This is a genomic window from Rhizobium sp. Root274, assembly GCF_001429245.1.
Classification (GTDB): Bacteria; Pseudomonadota; Alphaproteobacteria; order Rhizobiales; family Rhizobiaceae; genus Allorhizobium.
This window is the reverse complement of the sequence record NZ_LMJE01000012.1, coordinates 1-12,611: the sequence shown is the minus strand read 5'-3', so window position 1 is coordinate 12,611 and position 12,611 is coordinate 1. Positions and strand designations below refer to the sequence as shown.

Sequence of the window (12,611 nt, the reverse complement as noted above, 5' to 3'; positions counted from 1 at the left end):
GGCATATCAGAGATTTATTTCAGTTGCACTGTCGTTAAATTGGGGCTGGCAGCAGTCCATCCGGTTACCTCCGCTAACCCTTTTCAAGCGTAGTGGAAAAGCAGCATCATTACCGCATGCCTGCAAAGGTCCAGGCCATCCCAAGCACTGCAGTGCCGAGTAGGACCGTCATGACCGACATCTTGAGGCGGAAGATCCCAAAGACCGCCAGAAGCGTCAGCACGACCGAAGCCCATTCGACTGAAGACAGCTCGGGCAACTGCATTGACAGCGGCCCAGCTTGCAAAGTGGCCACCTCCGAAAACAGAATATGCAGCCCAAACCAAATCGCGAGATTCAGGATCACTCCGACAACGGCGGCAGTGATCGCAGCCATACCGCCGGAGATAGCTACGTTGCCTCGCAGGCGTTCGATGAAGGGCGCACCGAGGAAGATCCAGAGAAAGCACGGAAGGAAGGTCACCCAGGTCGCAAGGATAGCTCCCAGAGTCGCGGCCTGCAGGGGGCCAAGCCCGCCGGCATCGCGGTAGGCTCCAAGGAAGCCGACAAACTGTAGCACCATGATAAGAGGGCCCGGGGTCGTTTCGGCCATGCCAAGCCCATCCAGCATCTCGCCGGGCCGGAGCCATTGGTAATTCTGTACCGCCTCTTGGGCCACATAGGCCAGTACGGCATAGGCGCCGCCGAATGTGACGACCGCCATCTGGCTGAAGAAGACACCGATCTGCGTGAAGACGTTATCCGCACCAAGCGTGACGTGGAGCACGGCAACCGGAGCAAGCCAGAGAAGCAGCAGAACCACAGAGACTTTCAGCGACCACCTGAGGTTCGGCCTCGCATGTGCGGGCATCCCCTCGCCAAGGGCGGAATCCGCGTCAGAAAGGATCTTGCCTGCCGCTGCCTTGTGGCCGCCTGTAACCGCAAACCAACTGTGCCGAGTCCTTGCCCCGAGATAGCCAAGAATGCCGGCCGCGATGATAATTAACGGAAACGGCACTTGGAATGCGAATATTGCCAGGAAGGCCACAACGGCTATCAGGATCATGGCTGGGCTCTTCAATGCCCTGCCGCCGATTCGGAAAACAGCCTGAAGAACGATCGCGAGGACTGCAGCCTTCAGGCCGAAGAATAGCCCCCCAACCACAGACACGTCGCCGTAGAGGACATAGACGTAGCTGAGTGCAAGGATGGAAAGAAAGCCGGGCAGGATGAAGAGTATCCCCGCCATAAGACCGCCTGCCGTGCGATGCATCAGCCAGCCGAGATAGACGGCAAGCTGCTGCGCCTCGGGGCCTGGAAGCAGCATGCAATAGTTCAAGGCGTGCAGGAACCGGTTTTCGCCGACCCACCGTTTCTCATCGACGACAATCCGGTGCATCACCGCGATCTGGCCTGCGGGGCCGCCAAAGCTCAAAGCCGCGACGCGGAGCCAAACCCTGAATGCCTCCATGAATGGGATACCGTGTTCAGTTGGCCTGCGCGATGGTTCTGCCGATACGACCGTGTCAGACATCTCAGTTACCTTTCTTTCCAGTAGGCCAGTCGTGTGTTTCGCCGGTTGCATCGCGGCACCAGCGATAGAATGCGTCGTAGAGCGTCATTCCGGCCTCGAGTTGTTGAAGGTCGTCGTTGAACATGCGCGACAGTCCGAGCGATGCGGCGAGCAGGCCCGCCACCTCGGGCGCAAGATCCGGCCGCGCGGTGTCGGCACCGCGGACAATCGTCGCCAGGTGGAGGAGCGGTGCAACCGCAAGTCCGAACTCCTCGATCATCACATCGAAAGTGCAGAGCTCACCCCGGTGGCTCCAGAACACATCGTCGACATCGAATGGCGTTGCGCCAAACCGCTCTGCGACGGCGACCACCTCGCCGGGCGCGACAAACAGAAAGACTGCACCGGGGTCGATAAAGCGCCGGATCAGCCAGGGGCAGGCAATCCTATCAATCTTCGGCCGCGAGCGCGTCACCCAGACCGTCCGGCACTGAGCATCGCGCTTCGGCACCTGAGCCGTCGGTATCAAAGGCAGAGCTGTGGCCTTCCAGGCCTCGAAACCGCCTTCAAGGACTTCCGCAGCAGTCCCTCCCGTTCGCAAATAGGCCGCAACACCGTGGCTGAGCTTCTTACCCTTCTGGCATATGACCACAACCGGGCCATTGATAAGCTCTCCAGCCCACGATGCGACATCTGTATAAGAACGGCGACGAGAGCCGGGGATCAGCCATGGATCGGCCTCAAAATCCGCGTCGGTGCGCACGTCGATGAGCGCCGGGGCGTTCGGCGTACCAACAAGGCGGCTCAATTTTTCGGGTGATATTTCAAGAAATGACGGCATGGCGCGTCCTCCGTAAACCGGGTTGATGGACGCGATTCTTTGGCATGACGCCTCGTGGGGCGATCGCAACCCCATGACTTCGGTTTAAAGCAGATTTAGCGTCTGTCAATTCTCAGACTCCGGCGCATCTCACTTCCAAGCGATAAAGGCACAGCCGCAACAGCGCGCGCGGGCGGCTTTATAGCGCCGCCCACATCGATGGGATGGGACGCGCTGCCGAAGAACGCGCCTCCTCCTTCCTGCTCAGGCATTTCAATGCAATCCAAACAGCCCGAGCAGTTCCTCTCGCTGGCGCACGAAATCCGGCGCGCTGCGATCACGCGGCCGGGGCAAGTCGATGTCGATCAGCCGGGGCTCCCCGCCCTTCTCTCGAGGCAGGATCAGGATCCGGTCGGCAAGGAAGATCGCTTCTTCGAGATCGTGGGTGACGAGCACTGTTGTCACGTCCTCCTCTTTCCAAATCCGCGCCAGTTCCTGCTGCATGCCGATTTTGGTCATGGCATCCAGCGCACCCAGCGGTTCGTCGAGGAGCAGGATTTCTGGCTGGACGGCAAGTGCCCGCGCGATCCCGACACGTTGCGCCATACCGCCCGAGAGCTGACGCGGATATGCTGTTTCAAAGCCCTTGAGGCCAACAAGATCGACGTAGCGCTGCGAGATGAAGTGCGCCTCGTCGCGGGAGAGGCCTCTCGTCTCGAGGCCGAAGCCGATGTTGTCGATGACGGTCAGCCAAGGGAGAAGACGCGGTTCCTGGAAGATGACGGCCCGTTCCGTGCCGACCCCGCGGATGCGACGGCCGTCGATCAGGACATCACCGCTGTCCGCATCTTCGAGTCCCGCCAAGATCCGCAGAAGTGTCGTCTTGCCCGAGCCGCTTGCGCCCACGATCGCCAAGCTTTCGCCCGAACGGATGGTGAGGTTGAGATCCTTCAGGACCGATAGCGGCTTTCCGTTGAGGGTGTAGGTCTTGGAGAGGTGACGGACCGTCACCTCTCCGCGAATGCTGTTGGACTGAGCGAGTGCCATGGTCAATTGCTCGCCGTCTCGGTGGAATAGAGGATCTCGTTGGCCGAGAGCTGGCCCTCCTTCAGCTTGCCTTCACGGACGAGAACGTCGATCCAGAACTGCAGGTCGCGCTCGACTGCCTTGCCGCCGGGACGCACGCCATAGCCGCGGAAGAACTGGGCGATATCGGGGTTCTCGCCGCGCTCGGCCAGTGCCTTGGCGAAGATCTTCTTGGTCTCCTCCGGGTTTTCGCGGGCATAGTCGAGGGCGCGTTCGGATTGTTCGACGAACACCTTCGCCGCTTCAGGATGCTTTTCGATGAAGTCGCGGCGCAGCACGATGAAACCGCCGGCGATTTCTCCGAGAACATCGGTGTCGTCGAAGATCGCGCGGAGCCCACCCTTCTGCTTCGCCGCACCTTCAAAAGTTGTCTGCCAGTAGCCGAAGGCCGATACATCGACCTGGCCCGAGCGCAGGACCTGTTCGAGTTGCGGGCCAGGAACGACGATCTGGTTGGCGGCATCAGACGGCAAACCGACGGAATGCAGCGCCTCACGGATCGTGTAGTCGAGGTGGGCACCAAGCGTGTTCAGTGCGACGGTCTTTCCGGCAATGTCCTTGATCTCGCGGATGGGGCTGTCTTCCAGCACGTAGAAGATCGATTGGACCTCATCGTTGATGCCGTTTGACGGATAGGCGGCGACAAAGTCGTTGCCGCCGATGATCGAGTTCAGAACAGCCGAGGTGGCAGCACTGCCGATTTCGACATCGCCGGAGGCGAGCGCAATGAGCGAGGCCGGGCCGCCCGTGGCATAACCGACATTCTCGATGGTGATGCCGGTGCCATCGAAATAGCCGAGTTCAGCGGCGAGCTCATGGGCGGACAGTCCACCCTGGCTGGCGAGATAACGGAACTTGACCTCTTCGGCGGCGAAGGCTGTGCCCGACAGGGCTATTGCGAGTGCTGCGGAAAGAGCGAGCTTGCGGGAATGGAAGGTCATGGGAGTTTCCTTTGATGACGAGAATGAAGAGATGCGGCGATGTCTGGTCAGGCCCAGCGGCACAGTCGCCGCTGCAGAAGGACGAGGGCGGCGTTCGCGGCGAGGCCGAGCAGCGCCAGAAGCAGGATCGCCGCGAACATCAGCGGGATCTGGAAGTTGTATTGGGCATTCATCACCTGGAAGCCGATGCCCTTGTTGGCACCGATCATCTCGGCTGCGATGAGGAGCAGCAGCGCAGTCGTCGCGGAAAGACGAAGGCCAACGAAAATCGCGGGCACCGAGGCTGGAAGCACGACACGACGGAAGATCTGCAGAGAGCCAGCACCGTAAGTGCGAGCCATCTCGACAAGCTTCTTGTCAACCTCCTTCACCCCACCGATCGTTGACAGGAGGATGGGGAAGAGCGTCGCCCAGAAGATGACGAACACCTTCGACGCTTCGCCCAGACCGAGGAGCAGGATGAAGACCGGATAAAGGGCGAGCGCCGAGGTCTGGCGGAAGAACTGCAAGAGCGGATCGAGTGCCTGCTCGACAGCGCGCACCTGCCCCATGAAGAGGCCGAGCGGAATGCCAAGGCCAACGGCGGCAACAAAGGCAATGCCGGAGCGCTGCAGGCTGATCGCGATGTCATCGACGATGGCGCCCGAGGAGACCGCCTTCCACAAGGCGCCGATGATCTGATCGAGCGGCGGGAAGACGGATGCATTCACCCAGCCGAGTTTCGACGAAGACTGCCAGAGGATCAGGAAGGCGATCACGAGACCATAGCGACCAAGGAATGGCGTGATCGCTGCCGTTGCCTGACTTAGCCAGCGGGGCGCTGGTTCCACATCCGGGGCGAGGTTAAGGCCATAGGCCCTTCCGTGATGGATGTCTTCGTAGGACATGGTGGACCTCCTCATTCGGCGGCCTGCACGACCTGACGGTCGGCGGCATAGCGGTTGATCGGGAACGGCAGGCCGAGGTTTTCGCGGAGCGTCCGGCCCTCATAGGCGGTGCGGAAGAGCCCGCGGCGTTGCAGCTCGGGGATGACGAGATCGACGAAATCGTCGAGGCCTGTCGGGAGCCAGGGCGGCAGGATATTGAAGCCGTCAGCCGCTTCATTCTCGAACCATTGCTGCAGCGTGTCGGCAATCTGCACGGGCGTTCCGACAATGGTGAAGTGACCGCGTGCCGATGCGACCCACTGGTAGAGCTGGCGGATCGAGAAATTGTTCTCGTCGGCGATCTGGCGGATCAGGGCCTGGCGGCTCTTCATACCCTCTGTCGGCGGAGCCGGCGGAAGCGGGCCGTCGAGATCATATCCCTTGAGGTCGAGCGTGCCCCCCGTCAGGCCGTTGAGCAGGCCGATGCCGTCTTCCTCCAGGATCAGAGAGGTCAGGCGATCGTATTTATCGCGCGCTTCTTCCTCGGTGCGACCAACAAAGGGCGAGACACCGGGCATGATCAGCACGTGGTCGGGGTTGCGCCCCAGGCCGCGAGCTCGGTTCTTGATGTCGCGGTAGAATTCCTGCGCCGTCTCAATGTGCTGGTGGGCGGTGAAGATCACCTCTGCCGTCGCAGCGGCCAGACCACGGCCGTCATCGGATTGGCCTGCCTGGACGATGACCGGATGCCCCTGGCGCGAGCGTGAGACATTGAGCGGTCCCTTGACCTTGAAGTGCTCGCCCTTGTGCGCGGCATCATGCAGCTTGCCGGGATCGAAGAAGACACCCGTTTCCTTGTCGCGGATGAAGGCATCGTCCTCAAAACTGTCCCAGAGCTTCTTGACGACATCGACATGCTCTGCGGCGCGCTTGTAGCGGTCAGCATGCGGGAGCTGCGTGTCGCGATTGAAGTTCTGCGCCGTGGCATCGCCTGTCGTCGTGACGACGTTCCAGCCGGCCCGGCCGTCCGAGATCAGGTCAAGCGAGGCGAACTTGCGCGCCGTGTTGTAAGGCTCCTCATAGGTCGTCGACGCCGTCGCGATGAAACCGAGATGGGTGGTGAACGGGGCAAGCGCCGAAAACAGCGTCACGGGCTCAAAGCCGGCGACCCTTGCATTGCCGCCTTCCCTTGCGCCGCCGAACCCAACGGCGAGACCGTCGGCCAAGAAGTAGGCGTCGAACAGACCCCTCTCCGCAGTCAGAGCCAACTGCTTGTGAAACTCGAAACTGACGGCGCCATCCACCGGCTGATCCGGATGTCGCCAGGAGGCGATATGCTGTCCGCCACCGGGAAGAAATGCGCCTAATCTGATCTTGCGTGTCATGGCTGGTCCTCTTTCACTCGATTATCGAATGAGGTCAGCCTACATTGTCTATAATTTACATAGAGAAATGGGATTGCAAAGATTCAGCCGCCCGGCGAATGGATTTTCGAATGTGACGCCGATCTGAGACATCCGCGACGCGGAAGCAAAAAGGCTGGAGCCCTTAGCACTCCGACCGGGAAACGGGCTTGAACGCTTAGTTTATAAAAACTATGTACGATGAGCAAAATTACCCCAGAGGCCTTCGGCCGGATATCTCGCAATGCTCACCAATAAAGGCAAGTATGGTCTGAAAGCGCTGGTCGACCTGGCGGGTCTGGAGCCCGGGCAGACGGCGTTCGTCACCGACATCGCGACCCGCAACAATATTCCGAAGAAGTTCCTCGACACGATCCTGCTGGAGTTGCGCAACAACGGCTTCCTGCGCTCGAAGAAGGGGCCGAATGGCGGCTATGCGCTATCAAAACCCGCCGATGAAATCATGATCGGTCAGGTCATCCGCGCCCTTGACGGGCCACTTGCGCCCATCCGCTGCGCCAGTCGTACGGCCTTCGAAGCCTGCGACGATTGCCGGGACCCGGCATCATGCCAGATCCGGATTTCCATGACGCAGGTTCGCGATGCCATGGCCGCTGTTCTCGACACCATGACGCTCACGCAATTCGTTGCATCGGAACAGCCCGATCAGAATCTGATCGCCGGCGAGTGATCGCCGACACAGCGCAAACGCGCCGTGTCCAGTGCTAGGCAGAACCGATCGATCTGCGCTAAGTCGATTGGCGGGTCGTCCACCTGAATGCCATCGATCAGGGAGGCTGCCTTCTGGATCATTGCGTCCAGAAGTTCGAGTTCGATTGCGGCAGAAGGATCTGCCCCAGAGGTCAGAGTCTTCTCGCCAACTTGCCCGCGGGTTGCGGCAGCCATCAGAAAGGCCGTCATCAGTCGCGCCAGACAGTCCGCATTCACACCTAGGGAGAGAATGTAATCGGGATGGACGGTTAACTCCGGTGATGCGTCTTCGCCGCCCAATAACACGCGCTTGCTGTCCAGAATGGCGGCCATCGGTTCAGATCTGGCGCCAGACGCCCTTATGACTTGCCAGTCCGCAGCACTGGTCTCGAAGTCCGACCCACCATTGTCCAAGGCGAAAGCCAGACCCGACTGTACGAGCCTCGGTGGCGGACCACCCTCGCGAGGGGCGCTCAAGTCGAAGACATCGCCCAGCACAACGCGTCCGTAAATCGCCTTGCGCTGTTCTGTGGATCCGCTGGTGCGGACCAGTTCCAAGGCCACAAGATGTCGGATCAGTTTCTCAGCCGCCTCTGCATCCCAGGTAGTCAGGCGGCTGACGGCTTCGGCGACGATGAGGTTCGAGATGTCCGCGCCTCCAAAGCTCGCGGGGATCGACATGGCGAGAAGACCGCTTGCAGGCAAAATAGAGGCCGGGTCCGGGTTGCGACTGGTCGCCGAAGGTCCCAAGCGATCGAGTGCGGCCAAGACATCGGCCTCCCGCGTCAGCGCAACCGGGACGGGTCGCAATCGATCAGCCGTCGATACCACCATCAAACAGACCCTCCTCCACTCAAGTCAGAGTTACGTCACTGCGTGGTATTTGCCATTCTGATACAGGAGTGAACTCCCACCGCTCAAGCGTATCGAAAGGACGCGACCGATCAGGATGACATGACTGTGTCGCTCGATCGCCTCCTCAACTTCGCAGTCGAGTGCTGCAACCGCATCTTCCAGCACTGGCGCTCCGCTGGCAAGTCTCGTCCATTCGGCTCCAACATAGCGCTCGGGTCCCTTCAATCCACCAACGCCCGCAAAGCGGTTTGCAATATCCTGATGGGCCGCACCAATCACATTGACCGCGAAATGGCGGTAACGCTCCACGACGGGCCAGGTGGAAGAGGATCTGTTGAGGGACACCAGCATACGCGGGGGATCGACGGACAGAGCCGTCGCAGAGGTGACCGTGGCGCCCGAGCGCTCTGCACCTTCACCTGCCGTGATCACGCTGACACCGCCCCCCAGTGTTCTCAAGGCGTCCTTCAAACCAGCCGCGTCGGCTGGTCGATCAGACACTGCCCGATCGCGCACTGGGCGAAGGCGGGGCTCGCTGAATTCGCTTGCGACAAAAACGTTCATCTGACCTCTCCGTGAAGACTGCATCGGAAGCATGGGTAACAGCCGAGGAACCGAAGCAGTAGACAAGCGTTTTTAATCTCCATATATTTTATAGAAAATATGCCCAGATCTGCCACCCGCGAACCGGAAGGAAGACTGCCATGTTGAAGATCAGGATGTCGTCCCCGAGACTGCAGGCGCATATGCCGCGCCCCGGCTCTCGCGTCGCAATCATCGGCGGCGGATACACGGGCGCGATTATTGCCAAGCTTCTGGTGGAGCGTGGGGTTCGGGACATCGAAGAGGTGACCGTCTTCGAGCCCCGGGAGCAGCTAGGCTGTGGCCTTGCCTATGATGTCAGGAACATCGATGTCCGCCTGAATGTCGCGGCACACAGAATGCGCGCCATCCCCGGCTCTCCATCCGCCTTCCTCAACTGGTTGCAGACCAGCGGAACGCTCACCGTCGATCCGGATGCCGTGACCCGGGAAGGCATCTTCGCTCGGCGTAGAGATTTCGGACGGTTCATGCAGGCACAACTTGCGCCCCATCTCGACAGTGGCGCGGTGCGACACATCCGCAATATCGTTCGGGCTGTCGAGCGAGAGAATGAGCAGTGGCGGATATGCGGGGCTGAGGGCACCATCGTCATGGCCGACATTCTGATCCTTGCGACCGGGCATCCTCCTGCATCTAGACCACCTGCCGTCGACAGGCTGAGTGCTTCGGCGACGAGCCGTATCAAGGACGTCCTTGCCGCCGATGGCTTCAACGAAATCGGCAAGTGCGATCCCGTCCTCATCGTCGGCTCCGGTCTCACCGCAATTGATGCGCTCTGCCGCCTGAAGGCCCTTGGCCACACCGGGACCGTCAGCCTTCTCTCCCGCACAGGCCTTATGCCGAGACCGCATGCCGGCGGTGGCTTTTCACCCTTTGGTGACTTCAGCAGCACCGACCTTACGTCGGCCAAAAAGCTTCTATCGAAGGTGCGAGCGACGATCAGCGATGCGCAGGCGCAGGGCATACCCTGGCAGTCCGTGTTCGATGCTCTGCGTCAGCATGCACCGTCATTGTGGCAAGCGCTGCCGATGCGCGAGCGACAAAAGTTCCTGAGGCGCCTCCGCCGATGGTACGATGTTCATCGGTACCGCATGCCACCTCAAGGGGCCGCCGTCCTTGAGCTGGGCATCGACACTGGCCGGGTCAGACTGGAAACCGGCGATCTCGTCTCCATCACTGAAGACAAGCAAGGCCTCATTGCGGGGTTAAAGTCCCGTGCAGGAAGAACAGAGTTTCGCTGCCGCCACATCCTTCTGGCGACTGGCCCTGATTTCCAGGACTATGCGGCCCATCAGCGGTTTCTGCTTGGCATGCAGCGGGATGGCTTCATCCGGTCGGATCCGCTCGGTCTCGGCCTCGCTTGCGACATCGCAGGCCGCGCTATCACCGCCACCGGAACCCCAAACTCCACGCTCTTTATCGCCGGACCGCCCGCTCGCCCAGCATTCGGTGAGCTGACAGGCGTCCCGGAAATTGCCGCACAGGCTGCAAGCCTTGTGGATCGGATTATCGGCTGTTGTGCCCGCGAAACGAGGACCATAGTTATTAGCCCCACGGTGTGAATGGCTGGCGTCAGCTCCCTGGTGGATGCTGACGGCAGCATTACATGCGAACCGAAGGCGCGCAGAAGTCTTAGCGTCGCAGTTGATGTGAATCGAACCAGCGTTCCGACCAACTCCGAGCTTTCAGTTATTGCAGTTAGAGGCCTTGTTCGCTACATTGGCGGATAAGGAGATATCGTCATGGCCAGCCAAATTGTTCATTTCGCCAGACTGTCAGATCACGACCGAAAGACGGCAGCGCCCCTACCAAAGTTTGTTGCCGGCGACAGGCTGGAACTCCACGTTCGTGGCGCAGGTGGCAAGGAGCGGACGCTCCCGATCCCGCCATCAGCCGCCGCAGCTGTTGAAGCCCTTCTGGCGCACATGCTGCGCGGAGAGCGTGTTGCCGTGCTGGCCGAGGACCAGGAACTAAGCCCGAGCGAAGCTTCAGCCATCCTCGGTATCTCCCGCCCGCTCGTCGTCTTACGTATGGACCGGGGCGAGTTGCCATTCCGCTACGTCGGCAAACACCGCCGCGCCCTCCTTAAGGACGTGCTCGCGTTGAAGTCGAAGCTCGACAAACGACAAACGGCGATGGAAGCGCTAGCCGAGGACACAGAGGACCTGATCGAGACCTATGGCCTCNCTCTTCGCGGCCAACGGGCACCACCGACAGTTCGGGCAAACACCGCCGCGCCCTCCTAAAGGACGTGCTCGCGTTGAAGTCGAAGCTCGACAAACGACAAACGGCGATGGAAGCGCTAGCCGAGGACACAGAGGACCTGATCGAGACCTATGGCCTCTAATCCGCCAGTCGCGGTCTACGATGCCTGCGTCCTCTACCCCTTCCACCTGCGCAACATTCTGATCCAGTGCGCTTTCGATGGCCTCGTCGAGGCGCGCTGGACCGATGATATACATGAYGAGTGGATGCGCAATCTCGCCGCCAACACACCAGGCTTGTCCATCGAACGCCTGGAAGCCACGCGCGATCGGATGAACGCTGTCCTCCCAGAGGCAGTCGTGGAAGACCATCGCCCGTTTATTGCGGATCTCACGCTACCGGATCCCGACGATCGACATGTCCTCGCAGCAGCCATCGCCGGCAAAGCCTCCGTCATCGTCACCTTGAACGTCAAAGACTTTCCCGCGAAAAACCTCCTCGCCCATGGTGTGACCAGCAAGTCGCCAGATGATTTTCTTGCCGATCTCCATACGGCGTTTCCGGAAGCGCTAATCTCCAGCGTCAGAAGTGCGAGGCATAATCTGCGTAAGACAGTCCCATCGGTTGAGGCGTTCATCGACGCGCTTGATCAAGGCGGGTTGAGGAAGTTTTCAGCAGTGCTCCGCCGGAACATAGCCGGATTGAAGTGAGCTGGCGCCATCCTTGAACTACCGAGAACGCCCGACGACTTCCCTGGTTTACCGTGTCGCCCTCGCCGGCTTTACGGACTTTTAACTGTCTGCCCCTAATTCCGCACGCCCTCGGCCTGAGGCCCCGAGAAACTGCGGAATGACACATGCCAAACGAAGATCTTTCCAAACATCATTTTCAGAAGAAGATTTTGACCTACTGCGATGTCCGTATCGCACCCGTGGCGCCGGATGGGGTCTTAGAAAACATAAGGCCGTACCTTATCGGTTTGATCACTTTTCGAAAGACACCCGCTCTCGCGAACAATCGCTATGACTGGCGGCACATTGCACATGATTGCGGAATCGATGAAGCCCTGACGACAACGCTGAAGAAGCAACTGCGACCAGCGTTGGATGCGATCATGCGCTGGCTGAAGGAGCCGCCTGTGGAAGACGACGCTCCAAGAGGCAAAAGACCGCATGCAATGCTGAAAGCCGGCGCCAGGAAAAGGGTCGCACCTTCCTCGACGAGCCATCATCGAGAAGTCACAGGGGTCGAGAGCCCGCCATCCCCTAACCACCCCGGCCCCAAGCCGAGACCAGTGTCTGACAAACCAGAACCATTGTTTGAGGCGAACGAAGACCCGAGTTCATTCGCCGATGCACTCGCCTATCAGATGCGCCGCTTTGGCGAGAGTTACTGGCAACTCCACCGGGCTGTCGTTCGCATAGACGAAAACTTTGATAGGAAGACCTTGCTGTCGTGGATTGAGGGCCAGCGTGTGCCTCGATCGGTGGCCAGCTATGACGTACTTGGCCGTATCGAGCGCAGATACGGCCTGCCAAACGGCTACTTCAAAGCGAAACTGCCCCATCAGTCCAGATCGCTATATGGCCACGATTTAGAAGATATCAGTCCCGCGGAGCGGCGCCGGCT

At 60.1% G+C, this 12,611-nt stretch carries 11 protein-coding genes and 2 pseudogenes; 5 read left to right on the top strand and 8 right to left on the bottom strand.

Annotated elements, in window-relative coordinates:
* Nucleotides 1-109: 109 nt before the first annotated feature.
* The 6 genes from chrA to ASE36_RS21335 form a co-directional block, all read right to left on the bottom strand.
* Entirely contained in the window at nt 110-1,513 is a 1,404-nt protein-coding gene (chrA, locus tag ASE36_RS21360) for a chromate efflux transporter (RefSeq protein ID WP_062284974.1), read from the bottom strand.
* Between the two features lies 1 nt (nt 1,514).
* Nucleotides 1,515-2,333, bottom strand: a complete 819-nt coding sequence (locus ASE36_RS21355) for a chromate resistance protein ChrB domain-containing protein (protein ID WP_062284972.1) — start codon at nt 2,331-2,333, stop codon at nt 1,515-1,517.
* 252 nt (nt 2,334-2,585) lie between these two features.
* Entirely contained in the window at nt 2,586-3,359 is a 774-nt protein-coding gene (locus tag ASE36_RS21350; protein ID WP_062284970.1) for an ABC transporter ATP-binding protein, read from the bottom strand.
* Between the two features lie 2 nt (nt 3,360-3,361).
* On the bottom strand, nt 3,362-4,339 hold the full coding sequence (locus tag ASE36_RS21345; protein ID WP_062284967.1) for an ABC transporter substrate-binding protein: 978 nt from the start codon (nt 4,337-4,339) through the stop codon (nt 3,362-3,364).
* 47 nt (nt 4,340-4,386) lie between these two features.
* The gene (locus ASE36_RS21340) at nt 4,387-5,226 is read right to left on the bottom strand and encodes an ABC transporter permease (protein WP_062284964.1); all 840 of its coding nucleotides are present in this window, start codon (nt 5,224-5,226) and stop codon (nt 4,387-4,389) included.
* Nucleotides 5,227-5,237: 11 nt separating this feature from the next.
* Entirely contained in the window at nt 5,238-6,590 is a 1,353-nt protein-coding gene (locus ASE36_RS21335; RefSeq protein ID WP_062284962.1) for an LLM class flavin-dependent oxidoreductase, read from the bottom strand.
* Between the two features lie 262 nt (nt 6,591-6,852).
* Between ASE36_RS21335 and ASE36_RS21330 the strand changes: the two genes are divergently transcribed.
* Nucleotides 6,853-7,299, top strand: a complete 447-nt coding sequence (locus tag ASE36_RS21330; RefSeq protein ID WP_062284960.1) for an Rrf2 family transcriptional regulator — start codon at nt 6,853-6,855, stop codon at nt 7,297-7,299.
* Here the strand turns inward: ASE36_RS21330 and ASE36_RS21325 are convergent.
* Nucleotides 7,275-8,087 (bottom strand): hypothetical protein, encoded by an 813-nt coding sequence (locus ASE36_RS21325; protein ID WP_156378744.1) that lies wholly within the window; start codon nt 8,085-8,087, stop codon nt 7,275-7,277. The genes ASE36_RS21330 and ASE36_RS21325 overlap by 25 nt on opposite strands.
* A 96-nt stretch (nt 8,088-8,183) precedes the next feature.
* Nucleotides 8,184-8,738 (bottom strand): flavin reductase family protein, encoded by a 555-nt coding sequence (locus ASE36_RS21320; protein WP_062284955.1) that lies wholly within the window; start codon nt 8,736-8,738, stop codon nt 8,184-8,186.
* 140 nt (nt 8,739-8,878) lie between these two features.
* Between ASE36_RS21320 and ASE36_RS21315 the strand changes: the two genes are divergently transcribed.
* From ASE36_RS21315 to ASE36_RS21300, 4 genes and pseudogenes are all read left to right on the top strand, one after another.
* Nucleotides 8,879-10,339: an FAD/NAD(P)-binding protein gene (locus ASE36_RS21315; protein WP_062284954.1), complete on the top strand. Its 1,461-nt coding sequence runs from the start codon at nt 8,879-8,881 to the stop codon at nt 10,337-10,339.
* A gap of 180 nt (nt 10,340-10,519) precedes the next feature.
* Nucleotides 10,520-10,963: pseudogene (locus ASE36_RS23095) on the top strand (DNA-binding protein); the annotation flags it as partial.
* A gap of 150 nt (nt 10,964-11,113) precedes the next feature.
* The gene (locus ASE36_RS21305) at nt 11,114-11,692 is read left to right on the top strand and encodes a PIN domain-containing protein (RefSeq protein WP_062284949.1); all 579 of its coding nucleotides are present in this window, start codon (nt 11,114-11,116) and stop codon (nt 11,690-11,692) included.
* Between the two features lie 146 nt (nt 11,693-11,838).
* Nucleotides 11,839-12,611 (top strand): annotated as a pseudogene (locus tag ASE36_RS21300) (hypothetical protein); the annotation flags it as partial.